Source organism: Alienimonas sp. DA493 (assembly GCF_043951915.1).
Classification (GTDB): domain Bacteria; phylum Planctomycetota; class Planctomycetia; order Planctomycetales; family Planctomycetaceae; genus Alienimonas.
On sequence record NZ_JBINJD010000038.1, the window covers coordinates 16443 to 36497 of the forward strand.

At 71.4% G+C, this 20055-nt stretch carries 16 protein-coding genes, 1 tRNA gene, 1 pseudogene and 1 riboswitch; of the genes and pseudogenes, 9 read left to right on the plus strand and 9 right to left on the minus strand.

Translation table 11 applies throughout. The annotated features are described in order from the left end of the window. Positions 1-21: 21 nt before the first annotated feature. From ACG2DA_RS08165 to nagB, 3 genes are all read right to left on the minus strand, one after another. Positions 22-522 carry a hypothetical protein gene (locus ACG2DA_RS08165; RefSeq protein WP_395255066.1) on the minus strand — a complete coding sequence of 167 codons (501 nt, stop codon included), beginning with the start codon at positions 520-522 and terminating at the stop codon, positions 22-24. Positions 523-643: 121 nt separating this feature from the next. After that, entirely contained in the window at positions 644-1243 is a 600-nt protein-coding gene (lexA, locus tag ACG2DA_RS08170) for a transcriptional repressor LexA (protein WP_395255067.1), read from the minus strand. A gap of 242 nt (positions 1244-1485) precedes the next feature. Beyond that, positions 1486-3360 (minus strand): glucosamine-6-phosphate deaminase, encoded by a 1875-nt coding sequence (nagB, locus tag ACG2DA_RS08175; RefSeq protein WP_395255068.1) that lies wholly within the window; start codon positions 3358-3360, stop codon positions 1486-1488. Positions 3361-3480: 120 nt separating this feature from the next. Here nagB and ACG2DA_RS08180 point away from each other — a divergent pair, with 120 nt between their 5' ends. Both ACG2DA_RS08180 and ACG2DA_RS08185 read left to right on the plus strand, forming a co-directional pair. Continuing rightward, positions 3481-4263: a PIG-L deacetylase family protein gene (locus ACG2DA_RS08180; RefSeq protein ID WP_395255069.1), complete on the plus strand. Its 783-nt coding sequence runs from the start codon at positions 3481-3483 to the stop codon at positions 4261-4263. Between the two features lie 89 nt (positions 4264-4352). Then, positions 4353-4598 (plus strand): hypothetical protein, encoded by a 246-nt coding sequence (locus ACG2DA_RS08185; protein ID WP_395255070.1) that lies wholly within the window; start codon positions 4353-4355, stop codon positions 4596-4598. A 62-nt stretch (positions 4599-4660) separates the two neighbouring features. Here ACG2DA_RS08185 and ACG2DA_RS08190 read toward each other — a convergent pair whose 3' ends face one another. Continuing rightward, the gene (locus ACG2DA_RS08190) at positions 4661-7351 is read right to left on the minus strand and encodes a protein kinase (protein WP_395255071.1); all 2691 of its coding nucleotides are present in this window, start codon (positions 7349-7351) and stop codon (positions 4661-4663) included. 347 nt (positions 7352-7698) lie between these two features. Here ACG2DA_RS08190 and ACG2DA_RS08195 point away from each other — a divergent pair, with 347 nt between their 5' ends. The 6 genes and pseudogenes from ACG2DA_RS08195 to ACG2DA_RS08220 all read left to right on the plus strand — a co-directional run. Beyond that, the gene (locus tag ACG2DA_RS08195) at positions 7699-8187 is read left to right on the plus strand and encodes a response regulator (protein ID WP_395255073.1); all 489 of its coding nucleotides are present in this window, start codon (positions 7699-7701) and stop codon (positions 8185-8187) included. Continuing rightward, complete coding sequence (locus ACG2DA_RS08200; protein ID WP_395255075.1) at positions 8184-9560, plus strand: class I SAM-dependent rRNA methyltransferase; 1377 nt, start codon at positions 8184-8186, stop codon at positions 9558-9560. The genes ACG2DA_RS08195 and ACG2DA_RS08200 overlap by 4 nt, the downstream gene beginning before the upstream one ends. Positions 9561-9582: 22 nt before the next feature. Beyond that, positions 9583-10698, plus strand: coding sequence for a methyltransferase (locus tag ACG2DA_RS08205; protein ID WP_395255076.1), 1116 nt, complete (start codon positions 9583-9585; stop codon positions 10696-10698). A 95-nt stretch (positions 10699-10793) separates the two neighbouring features. Beyond that, the gene (locus tag ACG2DA_RS08210; protein ID WP_395255077.1) at positions 10794-11987 is read left to right on the plus strand and encodes an efflux RND transporter periplasmic adaptor subunit; all 1194 of its coding nucleotides are present in this window, start codon (positions 10794-10796) and stop codon (positions 11985-11987) included. A 1026-nt stretch (positions 11988-13013) separates the two neighbouring features. After that, entirely contained in the window at positions 13014-13247 is a 234-nt protein-coding gene (locus ACG2DA_RS08215; protein ID WP_395255078.1) for a helix-turn-helix domain-containing protein, read from the plus strand. 241 nt (positions 13248-13488) lie between these two features. Continuing rightward, positions 13489-13824, plus strand: a pseudogene (locus tag ACG2DA_RS08220) (phage integrase SAM-like domain-containing protein); the annotation flags it as partial. A 784-nt stretch (positions 13825-14608) separates the two neighbouring features. Here ACG2DA_RS08220 and ACG2DA_RS08225 read toward each other — a convergent pair. From ACG2DA_RS08225 to ACG2DA_RS08245, 5 genes are all read right to left on the minus strand, one after another. Continuing rightward, positions 14609-14694: transfer RNA gene (locus tag ACG2DA_RS08225), tRNA-Leu, on the minus strand. 149 nt (positions 14695-14843) lie between these two features. Next, positions 14844-15959 (minus strand): hypothetical protein, encoded by a 1116-nt coding sequence (locus ACG2DA_RS08230; RefSeq protein WP_395255079.1) that lies wholly within the window; start codon positions 15957-15959, stop codon positions 14844-14846. Continuing rightward, on the minus strand, positions 15956-16573 hold the full coding sequence (locus ACG2DA_RS08235; protein ID WP_395255085.1) for a DUF6580 family putative transport protein: 618 nt from the start codon (positions 16571-16573) through the stop codon (positions 15956-15958). The genes ACG2DA_RS08230 and ACG2DA_RS08235 overlap by 4 nt, the downstream gene beginning before the upstream one ends. A gap of 10 nt (positions 16574-16583) precedes the next feature. Next, positions 16584-17336: a PEP-CTERM sorting domain-containing protein gene (locus ACG2DA_RS08240; RefSeq protein WP_395255080.1), complete on the minus strand. Its 753-nt coding sequence runs from the start codon at positions 17334-17336 to the stop codon at positions 16584-16586. A gap of 35 nt (positions 17337-17371) precedes the next feature. Beyond that, complete coding sequence (locus ACG2DA_RS08245; RefSeq protein WP_395255082.1) at positions 17372-18280, minus strand: DUF1559 domain-containing protein; 909 nt, start codon at positions 18278-18280, stop codon at positions 17372-17374. Between the two features lie 205 nt (positions 18281-18485). Then, positions 18486-18756: riboswitch (cobalamin riboswitch) on the minus strand. 219 nt (positions 18757-18975) lie between these two features. Between ACG2DA_RS08245 and ACG2DA_RS08250 the strand changes: the two genes are divergently transcribed. Then, on the plus strand, positions 18976-20028 hold the full coding sequence (locus ACG2DA_RS08250; RefSeq protein ID WP_395255083.1) for a DUF1559 domain-containing protein: 1053 nt from the start codon (positions 18976-18978) through the stop codon (positions 20026-20028). The last annotated feature ends 27 nt before the right edge of the window (positions 20029-20055 follow it).

The following is a 20055-nucleotide window of genomic DNA, read 5'->3' on the forward strand; positions in this document are numbered from 1 at the left end:
GCACAGAAAGAACCGCGACCGTCAGGGAGCGGCTCGTGCGGCGTTGAACGTTTCCAGATCAACCGCGCTCGGGAAGGCGGACCGAAACCGCGATTCAACCGCAGGGTCGCGGCTGAGGAGAATGGACAAACAACTATCCCAGCAGACGATCTCGATCTCCGCCTCCGGGTGTTGGATTGCCGGGCAACCGGTCCAGAACGCGGGGTTGCCGTCCGCATAGGGACGCTCATTGACTGAGAGCGCCGCCGGATCGGGAGCGGTTCCCGGTTCGAACCCGGACAGCACGCCCCAGATAAATTGCAGGTCCGCCTCCGTCACAGCCCGTAGGAACGCCTCTCCCGTCAGCGCTTGCGCGTCCGAGCCCGCGAGTTCAGTCGGGAGCGGGGCTCCGTTGAGCGGATTGCATTCCAGATCCGTCACGAGCCAATCCAAGCGTTGCGGCAGAGGCTCCAGCGCGGCGAAGATCGCCCGAATGTCCGTATAAAATCTGAGGGCCGACGGATCGTTTAGCAACAGCGCCATCGCATCCCGATCGGCAACGACGGGGGGTTAAAGGACGGAAGCCGAGGCCGGTGCTGCAGCACCGGCCGGAGACGGCAGAAGCCGGCTCCCTGACGGTCGCGGTTCGAACGAACGGGCCGGCTCAGTACCGGCGGATGACGCTCTCGAGGACCCCGACGATCTCCACGTCGTTCGCATAAATCGGCTCCATGTCCTTGTTCTCCGGCTGGAGACGGATCCGGCCGTTCTCGCGGTAGAAGGTTTTGAGGGTCGCCTCGGTGCCCTCCACGGCGGCGATCACGATGTCGCCGTTGCGGCACTCCTTCTGCCGGCGGATCACGACGTAATCGCCCTCGGCGATATGGGCGTCGATCATACTGTCGCCCCGCACCTTCAGGCACATTTTATCGTCGCCGTCGAACAGGTCGGCGAAATCCATCGTGTCCAGGTCCTCTTCCGCCAGCACCGGCATGCCGGCGGCGATCTGACCGACGAAGGGCAGCTCCGTTTTCGCCCGCGGTTTGTGGGCCAACTCAATCGCGCGGGACATCTTCTCCTCCCGCGTGATCAAACCCTTCTTCTCCAGCGCCTTCAGGTGACACATCACCCCGTTCGGCGATTTGATGCCGAACTCGTTGCCGATCTCCCGCACCGTGGGGCCGTAGCCGCGGTCGATGATCTTGCTCCGCAGGAAATCGTAAATTTCCTGCTGTCGGGGGGTGAGCTTGTCTCCGCGGGCCATGGGTCTGTGGGGGTTGATCGTGCGGCGGGAACCCCCAGTTCCAAGGGAAGAGGCCCCGGAGGGGGCGGCGTGCGGCACACGGGCGGTGGGGGTTCGGCCACCGGTGTTCCTGCGCACACCCTTCTCCCGAACGTTAGTGAACGACCGTGCGGGTGGCAAGCGAGTAGTGGGCGCACGTTCGGAATGCCGCGTCATTCCGGCGCCCACCGCCCGATTTGCTTCCCCGCCGGTCGCTTCTCGCCTCACCGCGGGCCGCGGGCGAACGCCTCGATGGCGAAGTGCTCCGGCAGGCCGAGGGCGTCGAAGGCGGCGGCGGTCGCCTTGGTGCGTTCCTCGGCCCGGACCCAGAACTCGCGATCGTCGTGCCCGGGGAAGACGGGGCGGTCCTTCTGCGTCTCGTGCTTGAAGATCGCCCGGCGTTTGCGGGCCGTCACCTCGGGGCTGATCGGCACCGCCCGGTCGATTTCGTGCGGCTCGAACTCCTGCCAGGCGCCGCGGTAGCGCCAGACCTCCGGGTCCAGCCCTTCCTTCTGCACCTCTTCTAGCGCCCGGCCGACGACCCGGGCGCAGCGGCGGTGGGTGCCGTGCGGGTCGCGGAGGTCGCCGGCCAGATAGACCTGGTCCGGCTGGACGGAGCGCAGCAACTCGACCGTGTTTTGCACGTCTGCGTCGCCGATCGGCTGCTTCTTGACGCGGCCGGTCTCGTAGAAGGGCAGGTTCTGGAAGTGGCAGCGGTCGCGGGGCACGCCGGCCTCCTCGGCGGCGGCGACGGCCTCGGTGCGCCGGATCAGGGCCTTCAGCTTCCACACCTCCGGGCTGTCCGGTTCGCCCGGCGGCTTGTCCGCCAGGGCGGCGATCAGCCGTTCCGGCAGTTCCTCCCCGGCGTCCTCGTTGACCAGCGGGGCGACGTCGAACAGGTTCCCGAACGCGCTGACGAAGTCCAGGTGGCGCCGGACGTCATGGTCGAACACCGCGGTGGCGCCGCTGGTTTGGTAGGCCACGTGCACCTCGTGCCCGTGGTCGCACAGCAGAATCAGCGTCCCGCCCATGGAGATCACGTCGTCGTCCGGGTGCGGGCTGAACACCAGCACCTTTTTCTTCCGCTTCGTCCCGTCCCCGGCCGGATGGGTGCAGAGGGTCGCGTCGAGCCGGTCGAACACCCGGTTTCGCAGCGTCTCGACCGGGCCGCGTTCGCGGAGCAGTTCGTGCAGGTCGTGCTCCAGCAGGTCGCGGGTTTGGAGTTTTGTGAGCGCCTTGCCCGACTGCTCCGAGACCCACACGACGGCCTTCGTCTCCGTGCGGTCGTCCCAGTCGATCGGGCCGGAGCGCCAGGGCATTTTGATGGTGGTCAGCTCCGCGGCGGCGCCGCGGTCCAACAGGTAGGTCAGGTCCGGGTGCCCGTTCAGTAGCGTGGCCGGCACGCGGTCGGTCGGGGCGTCTTCCAAAGCGGAACGCACCACCGGGGCTTTGTGCTCCCCGAGGGCCAGCACGAGGATCTTACGCGCCTCGCGGATCGTACCCACGCCCATCGTCAGGGCGTGCAGGGGGACGTTCTCCTCGCCGAAGAAGCCGGCGGCCGCGTCGGCCCGGGTCAGCGGGTCGAGGGTCACGAACCGGGTGCGGCCGTCGGCCGGGCTGCCGGGCTCGTTGAAGCCGATGTGCCCGGTGCGTCCGATGCCGAGCAGTTGCAGGTCGATCCCGCCGGCTTTGCGAATCTTCGCCTCGTACTCGGCGCAGGCGGCGTCCACGTCGCGGCGGGGCACGTCGCCGGGGGGCAGGTGGGCGTTCTCCGGCTTAATGTTGACGTGGTCGAAGAACGTTTCCCGCATGAAGTGGTGGTACGAATGCCGGTCGTCCGGCGGCATCGGCCAGTATTCGTCCAGGTTGAAGGTGACGACGTTCGAGAAGTCGAGCCCTTCCTCCTGGTGCAGGCGGATTAATTCGCGGTACACGCCGATGGGGGTGGAGCCGGTCGGCAGGCCGAGCACCGTCCGCTGCCCGCCGCTGTTGCGCTCGCGGACGAGGCCGGCGACGACCAGGGCGGCGTGGGAATCGGCGTCGGCGGCGCTGTCGAACAGCAGGGCGGGAACGCGGGTCAGCGGCAGAGGATGCGGCACGATGGGCAAAGCCGAGTGAAGGCGTGGCTGGTATCGCGGGGCGGGGAAGAGGACGATTCGCCGGCGCCGGAAAGAGGCGCGAGGAACAGGCCGGCCCCCACCATACCGAGACTGCACCCGATGACCGCCGTCCGACCGGCCGCAGACCCGCCCCGCGTCCTGGCGATCCATTGTCATCCGGACGATCTGGAAATTCAGTGCGGCGGGACCCTCTGGCGCCTCGCCGATCTCGGCTGCGAGATCACGCTGGCGACCCTCACCGCCGGCGACCTCGGCAGCGCCGACCGCACCCGGGAGGAGATCGCCGCCGTCCGCCGGGCCGAGGCGCAGCGTTCCGCCGACCTGTTGGGCGCGGCGTACGACTGCCTTGGCCTGAACGATTTGACGATCACCCACGACGACGCCAGCCGCCGCGTCGTCACCGCGGCCGTGCGGCGGGCCCGGCCGGACCTGATCCTCACGGCCCCGCCGGTCGACTACATGAGCGACCACGAGGTGACCAGCCGTCTGGTCCGCGACGCCGCTTTCGCCGCCTCCGTCCCGCTCTACGAGTGCGGCGAACCGCCGACCGAACAGGTGCCCTACCTCTACTACTGCGACCCGCTCGGCCACGCGGGGCCGTTGGGCGAGCCGTGGCGCCCGGGGATCGTGGTGGACGTCAGCGACCAGATCGAGCGTAAGCTGGAACTGCTCGCCTGTCACGAAAGTCAGCGGTCGTGGCTTCGCAAGCAGCACGGTATCGACGAATACCTCGCCGGCGCCCGTCGCTGGAGCGCCGCCCGGGGCGAGGTGATCGGCACGGATTACGGGGAAGGGTTCCGGCAGCACATCGGCCATCCGCATCCCACGGACGACCTGTTGGGCACGCTGCTGTCGGCCGTGCGGCCCCCCGGGGCCGTCTGAACCGGGGGCGCCTGAACCAAGGCCGCTCCGTTCGGCGTGAGGACATGAGGAAAGGTGAGCGGCCGCCGGCCGTCTGCTACGATCGAGCGATGCCGGAAACGCCCGTCCCGACCGCCGCCGCATCCGCGACCGCCGCCCCCGCCGCGGCCGTCGCTTCGACCGAGGCCGCGACGTCGGGGAGGTCCGGCGACCCGTTTTCCGCGGACGAGTATCGCCAATTCGCCCGGGAGGACGGCCGAGCCGGCCGACTGATCGGCTGGCTACTGTGCGCGCTCTTCGTCTACACGATTCTTGTGGCCTCCGCCGCGATCTGGTGGACGATGCAGGCGGTCTGAGCGGCGCCCGCAGCCTCCCCGGTCGGTCCGTCAGGTGAACCGATCCGTCGGGGAAGAATTCGTCAGGGGAACAGATCCAGCGGATCGTCGCCGGGTTTTTCGGCCGTGTTGCCCGTGCTGGCGTCGGCGTCGAGGGCGGATTTGACGCGGCCGGCGTGCCCCGCCGGATCGACGGGCGGCTCCGCCGAGCCGAAGTCCGTGTCGGCGATGACCAGGCCGGAACTCTTCTCAGCCGGGGCGCCTGCGAAAACGACGCCGCGGTTCACGTCGGAGAACGTGAGGTTCTTCAGCAGGACGTTCTCGAGCGCCGCCTCGCCGCCGTCCGACCCGAACCGCACGCCGACGGAAGCGGGACCGATCGTCAGTCCGTCGAGCGTCAGAGCCTCGGCCTGAGCGATCACGTCGAATCCGACGGCCGTTTCGCAGAGCGTCCCGCCGGTGAAGGTAACGAACTGAGCCCCGCCGCCGGCGACCTGCACCGCGATCGCTCCGCTGTCGGCGCCCTCGCCGGTGACGCTGAGGTCCGCAATCACCAGTTCGTTGCTGACCACGTCGCGGAGCAGGAGTCCGGTGTTGGAGACGTTCTTGAGGGTCAGCCCGGCGAGGCGGGAGTCCGTAAACGCCCCGCTCATCTCCACTGCGACGGCTTTGCCCGCGGCGTCGACGGTCAGGTTCTCCAAGGTGAACCGGTTCAGCGGGCCGATGATCGAGACCGTCGGGGCGGCGCCGGGCGATCGCAGCGTCGTGCCGTCGGCATGCCCGCGGATCGTCACGTCGGAGGGGAAGCTGAAATCTTCTCCGGTGGCGACCAGCCGTTCGTTCAGCACGCCGGCGGGCAGTTGCACGACCGCCTCGTCCCCGTCGGTGGGGTCGACGTTCTCCTCAAGGTAGTTCAACGCCGCCGCCAGCGTGGCGAAGCGGCCGTCGGGGCCGACCGTCAGCGGGCCGTCCTGTTCCACGACTTCCGCAGCGGCGTCCGGTTCGCCGCCGTCGGTCATGCCGGCGTCGTCGTCCCCGGAGAAGACCCAGACGGCCACCGCGATCGCCGTCAGCAGGCCCAAGACGGCCGCGGCGATCCACGGCCACTTCGCTTTCGGAGTCTGTTCGGCCGCGTCCGTCGCGGCGCCGCGTGCGGATCGCCGCCGTGGCGTCGGCGTGGCGTCGGCGGGGGGGAAGGGGAGTCCGTTGCCGCTGCCGTCCGGTTCGTCCAGATCCACGGCGGAGCCCGCCCCCGACCCGGGGCCGACGGCCGAGCCCGGCCCGTTCCGAACGCCGCTGCCCGACCGCGGTCCGCTGCCGACGCCGGCCTCTGAATCAAGATCGAACCCGGCGAACTCGAAACCGGACCCCGTCTGCGACGGCGCGGAGCCCGGCCCGTCCGACCCGTCGTCCGGCAGGTCCGCCCCGCCGAGGAAATCGAACCGACCGCTGCTCGATCCGGGAGCGTCGGGGGACGAGGAGGGGGCGTCGCCGCCGGCGGCGACGGAGGGCGGCTCCCCGAGCGATCCGGGCGGCGGAGTCTTCTCGCGGCCGGTCAGCGCGCCGGCTTTGGCTGCGAGGGTCTTCCGCACCCCCGACTTCGGCTTCGATCCGGACCGGCGGCGGATCCCGGAACGAACGCCGGAGCCCATGTCGCTGCTCGGTTCGGCGGGCAGATTGGCGAGGAAGTCGCTTAGTTCCGGCTCCGGCGGCGGCTCCGGCTCCGCCGGGGCGGCCGGGGTCGTTGCGGCTCCCGGGGGGGCGAGGGCGTCCGCCACCTCGTCCATCGACTGAAACCGGTCCTCCGGCTTCTTCTCCAACATCCGGGCGATCGCCTCGGCCAACGCCGGCGGCACCCCCTCGACCAGCGTTTCGATCGGGGTGGGCGGCTGGGTCTGGTGGGCCATCAACCGCTGCGTGAGCGTCCCCTCCGTGAACGGCCCGTGCCCGCACAGGCTGAAGTACAACGTGCAGCCCAGCCCGTAGATGTCCGCCCGGTGATCGACGGCGTGGCTGTCCAGAGCCTGCTCGGGGGCGAGGTAGTCCGCGGTGCCGAGCACCTTCTCGTCGTGGGCGACGGTGAGACTGTGCTCCTCGTCCTCCCCGCCGCGGGCCAGCCCGAGGTCCGTCACCTTCACCGCCCCGTTGCCGGCGAGCAGAATGTTCCCCGGCTTCACGTCCCGGTGCACGATGCCGGCGGCGTGGGCGTGGGCGAGGCCCTTGGCGGCCTCGTAGCCGATCTGCCGCACCCGCTCGGGGGAGGGCGGGCCGTCGCGCTTCACCAGGTCGTAGAGGCTGCGGCCCTCCACCAGCTCCATGACGAGGAAGTGGGTCGCGGCGTTGCCCTCGCCCTCGCTGGCGACGTCGTAGGCGCGCACGATGTTGGGGTGATCGAGCGCCGCGACCGCCCGGGCCTCCCGCATGAAGCGTTCGAGGTGCGACCCGCCGCCGACCAGCTTCGCCGGGAGCACCTTGATGGCGCAGCGGCGTTTCATCACGACGTGCTCGCCGAGGTAGACCGCGCTCATGCCGCCTTTGCCCAGCAGGCCCAGCAGGGCGTAGCTGCCCAGCCGAAAGCCCCGGCAGCGGCCGGCGAGAATCTTCTCCGCCTGCCAGCGGGTGAGCAGCTTGGCGGCGACGAGATCGGCGGCGAGGTCCTTCGCCGTGGAGTCGCTGCGACCCTCCAGGAACTTCGCCAGCTTCGCCTTCCCGACCAGCCCGCTCTGCCGGAGGCAGGCCAGAAACGACTCGGCGTCGGGCGGGGCGGCGGGCAAGGCGACGCGCGGGGGCGGGCTGAGCGGACGTGACAGGGCGAGGGTCGAACGACCGCCTGCATGATGCCGCCCGAACACATCGCCCGAAAGCGGAACCGGGACGCGGCGCCGCCTTTCCCCCGGCGCCGCCGCGACGACCCGCACCGCCGGCGGTACACTGCCCGACCGAACCCCTCGCCGGGTTCCCGACCGGCCCGTCCGCCGGTCGATTCGTCCCCCGCCCGTTTCGCGGGTCGGCCGGTTCGCCGGCTCGTCCCGCCGGTTCGTTTCGCTTCTCGTTCCGCTTCGCTCCCGTGGCCGACCCCCCCGCCGCAGTCCCGCCCGGAGCCCCGTCGTCGGGGGCGCCCATGTCCCGGGGCGCCGAGCCCGGGCCGTCCAAGCTGCTGATCGCCGACGACAACATTCCGAACTGCGAACTGCTGGACGCGGTGCTGTCCGACCAGGGGCACGAGGTCGCGTTCGCCCACGACGGGGCGGAAACGCTGGAGGTCGCCTCCGCCGCGGCCGCCGAGGGCAAGCCGTTCGACCTCGTGCTGCTGGACATCATGATGCCCAAGCTCAGCGGCTACGAAGTCTGCCAACGGATGAAGGCCGACCCCGCCCTCGCCGCGACCCCGGTGCTGATGGTCACGGCGCTGCACGAGACGGGCGACATCGAGAAGGCGGTCGACGCCGGCTGCGACGACTTCCTCTCCAAGCCGATCAACGGCGTGGAACTGAAGACCCGCGTGCGGAGCCTGCTGCGGGTCCGGCACCTGACGAACGAACGCGACCGCCTGCTCGCCTACCTGTCCGAGGTCGACGAACGCGAAAAGCCGTCCGGGGCCGAGGCGTGACCCAATCCGGAACCTCTTCCTCCCCCGACGGCCCCCGCGGCCGGCGGACGGTGGTGATCGGCGAAGAACCCGTCCCCCCGCCGCCGCCCCAGGCCGCCGCGGACGACGGCCCCCCGTCGCTCGTCCCCCAGCCCCCCGGCGAGCCGGCGACGCTTGGCGAGCCGGCCGCCCGGGTCGTGCTCAAGCCTCGTCGCGCGCAACCGTTTCACTTCCGGCACCCCTGGGTGTTCGACGGGGCGGTGCAGCGCGTCGAGGCCGCGGAGAACTTCTCCACCGGCAGCGTGGCCGATCTTGTCGCCGACTCCGGCGAGTGGATCGCCCGCGGTCTGCTGCACGCCGACGCCAACCTCAAGCTGCGGCTCTATTCCTGGGACCCGGACCGCCCGCTGGACCGCGGCCTGTTCGCTGAACGGATCGCCTCCGCGGCGAATCTGCGCTCCCGCCTGTTCGGCGCCCCCTCCGCGACGGACGCCCGCCGCGAACTGTTCAGCGAAGCCGACGGCCTCTCCGGCCTGACGGTGGACCGCTACGGCGAGTACCTCGCCGTGCAGTTCACCGCCGGCCCGCTGGCCGCCCACGCGGAGACCGTGTTCGACCTGCTGGAAGAGCAATACTCCCCGAAGGGCATCGTCGTCCGCACCGAAAAGGGGATGGGCGAAGCCGAGAACATTCACCTCAGCGACGGCGTCGTCCGCGGCGAGGCCCCGCCGGAGGGCTTCGCCGTGGAGGAGAACGGCCTGCGGTGGGGCGTGGACCTGACCGTCGGGCAGAAGACCGGGCTGTACCTCGACCAGCGGGACAACCGCCGGGCCGCCTCCGATTTGATCGCCGCCGCGACGCCGGGGGCGAAGATGCTCGACCTGTTCTGCTACACCGGCGGCTTCGGCCTGACGGCGTTGGCCCGCGGGGCCGCGGCCTCGGTGCGGGGGGTGGACGCCAGCGACTCCGCCCTCGCCCTGGCCGTGATGAACGCCGCGCGCCACGGTTCCGCGGACGCCTGTACCTGGACCGCCGGCAAGGCGTTCAACGTGCTGGACGACTTGAAGGCCTCCGGCGAACGCTTCGACGCGATCGTCTGCGACCCGCCGAAGATGACCCGCACCCGCAAGAGCGTGGAAAACGCCCTCCGCGGCTACCACCAGTTAAACGCCGGCTGTCTGGAGTTGCTCAACCCCGGCGGCGTGCTGGTGACGTGCTGTTGCTCCGGGCTGATCTCCCGGGAGAAGTTCGGCCAGATGCTCGCCGGCGTCGCCGCCCGCGTGGGTCGGCCGCTGCGGATCCTCGAGAACCGCGGCGCCGCCCCGGACCACCCGACGGCCCCGCAGATCCCGGAGAGCGAGTACCTGAAGTGCCTGCTCTGCGTGGCGGACTAGAAGCAAATTCGCGAAAGAGACCGTGCGGGCGCCCGACTCCGAACAACTGCTCATCGAGAACCTGCCCGACGACCCCGTCGGCACGGCCCTCTGCACGACCCGCGCCCGCGGTCAGCTCGCCGGGCTGATCGCGGCCCGCTGGCCGGACAGCCGCGTGATCTGTCACACGCTGGACGCGTACCACGCGCAGGAAACCGTCGCGGTCCAAGGTTCCCACGGCGGGCGGCTGGAAACCGTCTGCACCCCGGACTTCCCGGCGTCTCCCGCTGACTCTTCCTCCGGAGAGTCAACGGGAGTCGTGGACTCCGCCGAGGAAGGCTACGACCTCGCCGCGTTGCCCACCACGGCCGGCGGCGAGAGCGAACTGACCCGGGAGCTGCTCCGCGAGGCCCACAACCGCCTGCGGATCGGCGGGCGATTGCTGGTCTCCGTCGACAACCCGAGGGACAGTTGGACCCACGACCGGATGCGGGAGATGTTCCCGAAGGTCACGGTGATCGCCGACGAGAACCCCACCGGCGGCAAGCCGCGGGGCGTCGTCTACGGCGGCACGAAGGACGCCCCGCTGCGCAAACAGAAGGAGTACGACTGCGAGTTCGCCTTCCGCGATCGCGGCGTTCTGCTGAAGGCCGTCAGCCGTCCCGGCGTGTTCAGCCACCGCCGCATCGACCCCGGCGGGCGGTCGTTGACCGAGGCGATGGAGCCGGCCGACGGCGATCGCGTGCTGGACATCGGCTGCGGGTCCGGCGTCGTCTCGCTGGCCGCCGCGGCCCGGGGGGAGCGGATCACGGTACACGGCGTCGACAGCAACCCGCGGGCGGTGCAGTGCACCCTCCGCGGGGCGGCGCTGAACGACCTGTCGGACCGGGTGACGGCCTCGCTCACGGCGGACGCCCTGCCGCCGGCGGAGACGCGGGGGACGTTCGACCTCGCCGTCGGCAATCCGCCTTACTTCAGCCACCAGCGGATCGCCGGGCTGTTCCTCGCCGCCGCGGAGGCGGCGCTGAAGCCCGGCGGCGTCGTGCTGATGGTCACGAAGCAGCCCGGATGGTTCCTGGAAGCGATGGGCGAGCGGTTCGCCGACGTCGCTTCGGAGGAGGTGCGTCGGTACCACGTCGTCCGCGGACGGAAGCGGTAGAGGAAGGGGTTCCGGCCCGCCGCCGGGTCCGATTGCACCGCCCCCGCGGCCCACTTAGCGTGACGCGTCCGCTCCGATTGCTGAAAGCTCCCGCTATGACTGTTCCGTCGTCGTCCCTCCGCCGATTGATCGTCAGCGGCGGTCTCGTCGCGAGCCTGTTCGTGCTGCCCTCGTCGGCCGCGGGGCAGGGGGGCTCGGGCGGCGGCGCGGGGGCCGCCGACCGCGAGCCGGCCGCCGGCGGGGAGGTCGTGATCCGCCGCCGGGCCGTCCTCCCCCGAGATCCGCGGCCGTACCAGTTCAATTTGCATTTGGAGCCGGCGAAGAAGGTGACCCTCGTCGCCCCCGGGCTGGGCACGGTCGACGCCGTGATCGCGGAGCCCGGCAAAGCGGTCAACGCCGGGGCCGAACTGGTGACGCTTGATTCGGAGGAGCAGGATTTGGAGGTCCAGCGGGCGGAGGCGCTGCTGGAAGTCTCCCGGGCGGGCGGCGGCCCCGGCCGGGAAGCGGCGGTTCGCGCCGCCCAGGCGGAGCTCGATCTGGCGAAGCTGCGGGCCTCCCGCCGCAGCGTCCGGGCCCCGTTCGCCGGGACGGTGTACGAGGTGCACGCGGTCGCCGGTCAGCCGGTCCGGCCGGGCGATCCGCTGGTGACGCTCGCCGATACGTCGGAACTGATCGCCGTCGTGCCGATCGACCGGTCTCCGGCCGAGCCCGCCCCGGACGCCGCCCCCGGCACGCCGCCGCCGGCCCCGCCGGAGGTGGGCGACACGACGACGATCTCCGTGGAGGGGACCGACGCGGAGGCGACGATCACCGCCCTGCTGCCGTTGAGCGACCGCTTCGAGCCGGTGCGGGACCTCGTCGCCTCTCCGGCGCTGGCCCGGGTGAGGCTGCCCGGCGACCGGTTCCGCGACGGGCAGACCGTTTATGTGCCGATCCTGCCCCGCGACCCGGTGGCGGAAGTGCCGACCGAGGCGCTGCTCCCGGCCGCGGACGGCGGGCGGTTGGTTCAGGTCGTGCGGGAGAACGTGGTGCGGGACCTGTCCGTGCGACTGCTGGGCCGCGTCGGCGAGGACCGCGCCTTCGTGAGCGGGCCGTTCGCGGAGGGCGATGAGGTGATCCTCTCGACCTCGCGGGACCTGCCGGACGGCACGGTGCTCGCCGTGGCCGACAATCCGCTGCTGGACACCTCCGCCGGCGGTTCCGGCCGCTCGGGACGGTCGCAGCGCCCCGGTTCGACCGGCCGCTCCGCCCCGGCCGCCGGCGGCGCCGGCCGCGACATCGGCTTCTGACCGCGGCCGGCCCCGCCGGTCAGCTCTTTGTGCGCGCCTCAGATCCCCGCCAACGAGGCCCCCGAGGGCGGCTCCTGCGCTGTGTCGGACGCGGTGAAGGAGCGCGCACACGTCCCGCCCGCAGTGTCTTTACGACGCGAAGAGAAGAAGGGACGCCCCATCGTCCACGACGCCGTATCGGAACCGCCCGGCACGTCCGGGTGCGGCCTTAGGTAGTGCCCAAGAGAGGGGCAGAACCCTCGCCCTGTGATGTCGGGAAACGTAGGGCGAACCCGACCCGGCCGGGGCAGGGCGACGCAAAATCCGACGCAATCGGTCCCGATCTCGCCCGGATTGTCGCCGCGTGGCCGACGCTGCCGGAGCCGGTGAAGGCCGGGATGCTCGCGATGGTCGCCGCCGCCGCCCCGAGGGGGACCGGCGATGTCTGACGCGACCGGCCCGGCTTCCGTCCCCCCGTCAGGAGTTCGGGTAGCTCCCCCGCCGCCGCCCCGTCGCGTTGGCCCTCACCTGCTGCGGGTCGACGCGACGGGGCGGCGGTGGGGGAGCGGCACCCCCCGCTGTTGCTCCCGAGCGAGGAACCCCGCCCGTAGAGCCGCCGTCAGTGGTGTCGCCTCCCCCTGCCGCCGCACATCTTCCGAACCCCTCCCGATCGGCCTCAACCCGGTTGCTCGGTCGAGCCGATACCTCCGACGGTCCCCCTCGTTGCTCGGTGCGACAAAACGACGCACGGGGCCGAACGCGGGGGTTGTGCAGAGAGTAGCCATTCCCCTCCGCCGCCCGCCGCAGTCCAGACAGAATTCCGCCGGGAGTAGGCGGGATTGGGAGCGGTATGGAGAGGGAAGCCCTAAGACGCTGCGGCTCAGGGCCGTGAGCGGAGCGGCGATGCGGAGCGAACGGGCCGGAGACGCCGCGTTCCTCCGGTACGTGCTCCGGTAACACGTATGCACAGAGTAGCCAACCGGCAGGACTAGGACGGCCCTACGGCCAACGGCATCCACCGGCAAGAATGTACGGGTCCCGATCCCGATGCCGGAACGCCCCGCCGTGAAGAACGCCGCCCCCGCCCCGGTCCTGCTGAACACGCTGCAAGCGGCCGATGCCCACGGACTCAGCGAACGGAAGCTCCGCGACCTGACCGCCCCCCGCGGCCCGATCACGCCCGTTCGGCTGGGCCGGCTGATTCGGTACCGCCCTGCGGATCTGGAAGCGTTCGCCTCGGACCACCGCGTCCCCGCTGGCGCGTCCGACTCCGCCCGGTGAGGCTGCCCCGGTCCTCCGCCCCGCAATCCGCCCGTCCTGACCGATGGCCAGCGTCTCCACCGACCCGAGCGGTTCCCGCCGCATCCAGTTCACCGGCCCCGACCGCCGCCGCAGCACCGTCCGGCTGGGGAAGGTCTCGAAGCGGACCGCCGAGGACGTCGCCGGGCTGGTCGAACGGGTGAACGCTGCGGCCCTCGCCGGACACGCCCCGCCCGACGCCGACGCCCGCCGCTTGGCCGACATGCCGGACGCCCTCCACGCCAAGCTCGCCGCCGCGGGCCTGACGCCCGCCCGGGAGTCGCGGGAACTGGGGCCGTTCCTCGCCGCGTATCTGGCCGACCGGGCCGACGCCAAGCCGAACACCCTCCGCCACCTAACCGACGCGGCCGGGCACCTGCGGGAGTTCTTCGGGGACGCCAAGCCGCTGCGGGCCGTGACCGCCGGGGACGCCGACGAGTTCCGCCGACACCTCGCCGCGGGCGGGAAGAGCGGACGCGGACAGAACACCGTGAACCGCTGGATGGGCCGGGCCGGGCAGTTCTTCCGCCACGCCCACCGGAAGGGGTTGATCGACGCCAACCCGTTCGAGGGCCAGCAGACCGCCGTACGGGGCAACCCGGCCCGGATGGCGTTCGTCTCGACGGAGAACGCCGCCCGTGTTCTCGCGGCCTGTCCCGACTGGGAATGGCGGCTGATCTTCGCACTCGCCCGGTTCGGCGGTCTCCGCTGCCCCTCCGAACTGGCGCCGCTGACATGGGCCGACGTTCATTGGCCGGATTCCACCGCCCTCTCCCCCCGGGACCGTGGGGGCTGGGTTCGCGTCACCTCCCCGAAGACCGCCCACCATGCCGGCGGGGGTGAGCGGAACATCCCCCTGTTCCCCGAACTGCTCCCCCACCTCCAAGCCGCCGCGGAGGCCACCGGGGCCGAACCCTGCGTCCCCCGCCTCGCTGGGGGCACCAACCCGCACACGCACATGGTGCGGATCATCAGGCGGGCCGGGGTGAAGCCGTGGCCGAAGCTGTTCCAGAATCTGCGGTCCACACGACAGACCGAACTGTCCCGCGTCCACCCGTCGCACGTGGTCTGTGCGTGGATGGGGAACAGCCGCGACGTGGCGACGGAGCATTACCTCCAGGTGACCGACGCCGACTTCGGCCGCGCCGCCGTTAGTGAACGGATTAGTGACACGCCGACGCCGGAAAGCGACGCAAAATCCGACGCACGGGCGACGCAAAATCCGACGTTGCACACTCCGGCACGGAGCGGCGCCGAAAACGGGCCGGGAGAGAAAACGCTAGCGGGCCAAGCCGAAACGTCGCTCGGCACCGCCGCGTGCCGCTATATGCCGCACAATAAATTGCCCAGGAGAGGACTCGAACCTCCACGGGATTTAACTCCCACTAGGCCCTCAACCTAGCGCGTCTGCCAATTCCGCCACCTGGGCCGGTGACTCGTCTCGTTGCGGTCGGGACCGCGGATGCGACCCGGGGCGGGTCGCGTGAGGGAGCGGGACGATACGAACCCGACACCGGCGGGGCAATGATGTTCGGCCTCCGAGCGGGCGATTTTCGCGGGAGCCGCCCGGTCGGACCCTTACTCGGCCGGCGGCAGGCGGAGGACCTGGTGGTTCTCGCTGTCACCGACGAGGATCGAACCGTCCTGCATCGCGGCGACGCCGTGCGGACGGGCCAGCGTGAAGCCGCCCCGCACCCGCCCCTCGGCGTCGCGGCCGAGGACCGTGCGGATCGTGCCGTCTTCGGCGTCGATCACGCGGACCGCGTGGTTCTCCGTATCCGCCAGCACGATGTCGCCGTTCGGCAGCACGGCGACGCCCTTCGGTCCGGCCAGCGTCGCCCGAATCGCGGGGCCGCCGTCGCCGGCGTGGCCGGAGCGGCCGGTCCCCGCCACCCGGTGGAGCGTCCGTCCGGCTGCCCCGTCGCCGGGGGGCGGCACGCGGAACAGGGCGTTCCCCTCTCGCAGGGCGAGGAACCAATCGTCCGGCCCGCCGTCGGCCGACGGGGCGACGGCCATCGCCCGCGGCCCGGCGAGGGCGGTGGTCGGGGCGAAGGGGGCGCCCGGGGGCGTCTTCCCCTTCGTGCCGTCGCCGGCGACGGTGCGGATCACGCCGCTGTCGGGATCGACCGCCCGCACGCGGTGGTTGCCGATGTCGCAGATCAGGATCGTGCCGTCCGCGGCCACGGCGACGGAGTGCGGACGGTGCAGTTGCGCCGCGGTCGCGGGGCCGCCGTCGCCGGAGAAGCCCGCCTCGCCCGTGCCGGCGACCGTCTCGATGCGATTGGCGGCCGGATCGACGCGGCGGACGACATGGGCCTTCATATCCACGATGAGCCAGCGGCCCCGGGCGTCGAAGGCAATCTCGTAGGGCTCCGTCAGTCGGGCCGCCGCGGGCGGGCCGCCGTCGCCGTCGTTGCCGGCCTCGCCGGTGCCGACCACGGTCGTGATGACGCCGGTCTGCGGATCGACGCGGCGGACGCGGTGGCCGTCTACCTCGCAGATCAGGATGCCGCCGTCCGGGGCGACGGCGACGCCGAACGGGTTGCGGACGCCCGCCTCGGTCGCGGGGCCGCCGTCGCCGTCGGAGGCCGCCTCGCCCCGGCCGGCGACGACGACCGCCTGCACATCGGTCGGGGCGTCGTCCGTCCTCGGAGCGGCGGGGAGCAGCAGGGCGGCGAGGAGGGCGAGCGTCATCGGGCGGAGGCCGCGGCCGAGCGCGGGGCGGGGGAGGAGAGCCGCAGCGCCGCCGGGGCGAAGAGGGCCGGCAGGAAGACGGCCAGACTCAGCAGCGTGCCGCGGAAGAAGGGGAGGGCCAGCAGGTAGCACTCCAGCAGGCCGCTCCAGGAGCGTTCGTAATCGCCCCCCAGCCAGACGCCGAAGTTCGTCACCAGGAAGAACGTCACGCCCGCCCCCAAGCCGAAGACGCCGACGGACCGCCAACCGCGGTTCCGTCGCAGCGGCAAGCCGAGGGCGGCCGACAGCGCCAACGCGGCGAAGACCCAGAGGATCACCTCCGGAAAGGCGATCGATCGATTTCCGGTGTACAGCCAGAGGGCTCCGCACGCCGTCGCCCAGACGGCGACCGGTAAGGCCACGGCCAACGTCCGGTTCCGCAGGGCGGCGGCGGCGTACAACCCCAGCGGCAAAATCGGCGAGAAGCCCCAGGGGTAGTGGGACAGGTCCACCCCGGCGTCCGCCAGCACGAACGGCAACAGGGCGAGGCCGAACGTGAGGGCGATCAGCGCCCCGAGGGTCAGGAGGCGGGTCAGGGCGGCGGGGTCCGCGGGGGGAGCGTCGGTGCGATGCATGAGGGCCACCTTAGACATCCTTCGCCGCCCGTCCCAGACCGCGGCGGCGGACGGCCAGCCCGCCCCCGGTCGCCAGCGCGACCAGCAGCCACGTCCCCGGCTCCGGCACCGCGGCGGGAGCGTCCGGGGCGGTTGCGGTGAAGCCGACGGCGGCGGACCAGCCGTCCCAGTCGCCGTCGGCCAGTACCCGCGTGTTCGCTCCGAACGAACTGCTCCAGCCGTCCGCCCCGGGGGCGCCGAGCGGGTTCTGGGCGTTCCAGTACGACCAGTACCCGTTTGTGTACCATCCCTCGAAGTAGCTGTCCTCGGCCGAGAGGGCGACCGCGGCGATGCCGTCCGCGTCCGGCGGCGACGTTTCGAGCAGGCCGTCCGCCGGAAAGGTCGTGCCGTCGTCGAGTGTGAAGTTCTGTGTGCCGCGGTCGTAGCCGAGGCCGTACAACGGCCGGCCGAAGCTGCCCGGAGCGTCCCACTTTGCGAACAGGGAGTCGTCCGTCGTCACGATGTCGCGGAACATTTCCTCGCCGGTGGCGGTCCCGGACCAGCGATAGCCCCAGACCTCCGCCTCGGTCCCGTCATTCCAATCGATAACGAACCCGGCGCTGTTCTCGCCCGAACCGATCCAGCGGTCGATCTGCACCCCGTCAAGCGAGGTGACGAGATCCGCGTCCGCGGGATACGGAACTAAGAGCGTCGCAACTGCGATGAGGGCGGGCCAACCGATCCCAATGCTGGGGCGGGGGCGGTTCTTAAAAGAATTCATCATGAGGAAGGGGGGGGAAGGGAGGGGGAACCAGGCGCTCACGGGCCGGCGACGACTTCGCCGCCGGCCCGGGTGAGCAAGGCGTTGAGGACCTGCTGGTCCGTCGATTCGCTGACGAAATGGGCGCTGCCGTCGCCCCGGGCGACGTTCACCCCGGACGCATGATCGGAGAACAGTTCGTTGTTCCGGGTGACGTTCACCGGTTGGTCGAACCGCTGGTCGAACAGGTTGTGCCCGTTCGCCCACTGGCCGTCGTAGGCGAGCCCGCGGCCGGCGCACTCGCCGATCACGGCGGTGTTCGACAGCCCGTCGCGCACGGCGGCGACGGTCACCACGCGGTCGTACAGCATCACCCCCTCGTGTTCCGGCAGGATGCGGGGGGTGTTGAAGCTCACGCCGTACAGCCCGCCGTAGTCCGTCCAGGCGAGGCCGTCGCCGGGGTCGTGTTCGCCGTCGCCGTCGCGGTCGCCGGTGGTGGGGCCGGGGCGGTCCGTCTGGTCGGCGGAGGGGCAGAGGAAGGTCGGCAGCCGCGTCCCCGCCGCCTCGACATTGGCGGCGACGTCGTGCGGCAGCGTCGTGTCGAACCGCTCCGCGACCGGGCCGGCGTCGAGGAAGGGCAGCAGCGGCACGCCCCAGGCGATCCGCTTCATCCGAAATCCCGGCGGCGGCGGGAGCGACGGCAGCGAGCACCCGTCGCACCCGATCGGAAAGCTGCGGTGCAGCGATTCGTAGTTGTGCAGCCCCAGCGCGATCTGCTTGAGGTTGTTGAAGCAGGCCGTCCGTCGGGCCGCCTCACGGGCTTGCTGCACGGCCGGCAACAGCAACGAAACCAGCAGGGCGATCACCGCGATCACCACCAGCAGTTCGATCAGCGTGAACCCCCGCCGACCGTCCCCCGGGGGCGACGGCGTTTGAGGGGCGGGCGGCGGACGAAACGGGAGCGACATCGACGGCTGCGGGAGCCGCACGATCGTTCTTCAGAACCTTCCGCCCTCGGCGACGGCGAGCCGTCGGACGCGCCCTGAGGGGCGAACGCGGACGGCCCGCCCGGACGCGGGCGGAGCGGAGGCGGGATGACGAAATCGACCCCGGCGGGCGGGGCGGGAGGCGCCTGCGGTGAGAACGGTCGCGCGGCCCCCGTCCCCGAGGGGGTGGCGAATACCGACGACGGGCCGGTCTTCCGGCTCCCGGATCGTCCGCCGCCCCCGCCTTCCCGACCGCGCCGCCCCGCAACGCACGGGACGCTGGCGATCAGTGGCAATTCGGGGCGGCGTCCCCGGTCACGGCGGCGGGTCCGCGGCGGATTCGCTCGGCCCCGCCGTAGCGGAACCGCCAGCCGGACGCGTCGTCCGGGAGCTACACCGACCTTCCCGTTTCACCCCCCGGCGACGCGCCGGCGGGCACCCGTGTCGAGCCGCAGGGTAACCGCAATCGGCAAAACGTGAAGCCTGCCGGCCCCGCTGCGGCCGCACGGTCCGGGCTCGCTCCTCGCTGTACCGAAGGCGGGCCCTCCCGCCGGCAGTCCCGCGATCTGCTTGCACGCTATTGTAGCAGTGGCTACGATGGGGCCAGTGTATGTAGCGGCGGCTACGTTCGGCCGTGCCGGCCCTGTGCCCTTCCGTTCCGAAAGAGCGATGCCTTCATGTTCCGACAGTCTTTCCGCGCCGGTGGCGGACGTCGCCGCCCGCACGGCGGTTTTACGCTGATCGAACTGCTGGTGGTGATCGCGGTGATCGGGATCCTCGTCAGCCTGCTGCTCCCCGCCGTGCAGCAGGCTCGGGAAGCCGCCCGGAAGGCCGAGTGTCAGAACAACCTCAAGCAGATCGGCCTGGCCCTGCACAACTATCACGGCGGCCGGAACACGCTGCCGTCGGGGTACGTCTCCGACGACCCGGACCTGTTCGAGTCGGGCAGCGAGTCGCTGGACCCGGTCACCTGGGACGCCGCCCCGGGGTGGGCGTGGTCGGCGCTGATCCTGCCGGAGCTGGATCAGGCGGTCGCGGCGGCGGGCCCCCGGTCGGGCGAACTGCTTTGGGCGGAGGAGCACGCGGACCTCGTCACGCGGGAGTTTTCCACGTACCTGTGCCCCTCCGCCGCCGGCCCGGAGGGGCCGTTCGTCGTGGTGGACGAGGCCGGGGAGCCGCTCCGGAAGGGGGGACGGGAAATCCGGCTCGGCCGCAGTCATTACGCCGCCAGCCACGGGCAGGAGTCCTGCTGGATGGAGGCCTCCGGCCCGGCCGGCGGCGTCGACGGAGACGTGTCGCGCGTCGCCGACGGACCCTTCTACCGCAACTCGCACGTGCGGTTCGCGGCGATCCGGGACGGGCTCACGAACACCGTGCTGGTCGGCGAGCACAGCGCCTCGCTGAGCGACAAAACGTGGGTCGGCGCCGTGCCGGGGGCCTTCGTCCACCCGCGGATCGACACGCCGCTGAACGTCCCGGAGTCCGCCGCGACCCTCCTGCTGGTCCACAGCGGGCCGTCGGGGCAGGAGGTCGACGAATTGGGCAACCCGATCATCCACCCGCCCAACTTTCCGGCCCTGCACGTCTGCCAGATGGTCTCGGACCACCCCGGCGGGGCGAACGTGCTGATGGGGGACGGGGCTGTGCGGTTCTGGTCGGAGTTCGGGCGGAAGTCCGTGTTCGCCGGCCTGTCCAGCATCAGCGAGGGGGAGGTGGTCGATGAATTCTGAGCCCTTCCGGCGGCGGGCCGCCGCCGC

Coding starts and splice junctions, on each gene's coding strand:
- ACG2DA_RS08180 (WP_395255069.1), top strand. CDS start 3,481: ATGACCGCCGTCCGACCGGCCGCAGACCCGCCCCGCGTCCTGGCGATC.
- ACG2DA_RS08240 (WP_395255080.1), bottom strand. CDS start 17,336: ATGATGAATTCTTTTAAGAACCGCCCCCGCCCCAGCATTGGGATCGGT.
- ACG2DA_RS08210 (WP_395255077.1), top strand. CDS start 10,794: ATGACTGTTCCGTCGTCGTCCCTCCGCCGATTGATCGTCAGCGGCGGT.
- ACG2DA_RS08245 (WP_395255082.1), bottom strand. CDS start 18,280: ATGTCGCTCCCGTTTCGTCCGCCGCCCGCCCCTCAAACGCCGTCGCCC.
- ACG2DA_RS08195 (WP_395255073.1), top strand. CDS start 7,699: ATGTCCCGGGGCGCCGAGCCCGGGCCGTCCAAGCTGCTGATCGCCGAC.
- ACG2DA_RS08230 (WP_395255079.1), bottom strand. CDS start 15,959: ATGACGCTCGCCCTCCTCGCCGCCCTGCTGCTCCCCGCCGCTCCGAGG.
- ACG2DA_RS08215 (WP_395255078.1), top strand. CDS start 13,014: ATGCCGGAACGCCCCGCCGTGAAGAACGCCGCCCCCGCCCCGGTCCTG.
- ACG2DA_RS08250 (WP_395255083.1), top strand. CDS start 18,976: ATGTTCCGACAGTCTTTCCGCGCCGGTGGCGGACGTCGCCGCCCGCAC.
- ACG2DA_RS08235 (WP_395255085.1), bottom strand. CDS start 16,573: ATGCATCGCACCGACGCTCCCCCCGCGGACCCCGCCGCCCTGACCCGC.
- ACG2DA_RS08165 (WP_395255066.1), bottom strand. CDS start 522: ATGGCGCTGTTGCTAAACGATCCGTCGGCCCTCAGATTTTATACGGAC.
- lexA (WP_395255067.1), bottom strand. CDS start 1,243: ATGGCCCGCGGAGACAAGCTCACCCCCCGACAGCAGGAAATTTACGAT.
- ACG2DA_RS08185 (WP_395255070.1), top strand. CDS start 4,353: ATGCCGGAAACGCCCGTCCCGACCGCCGCCGCATCCGCGACCGCCGCC.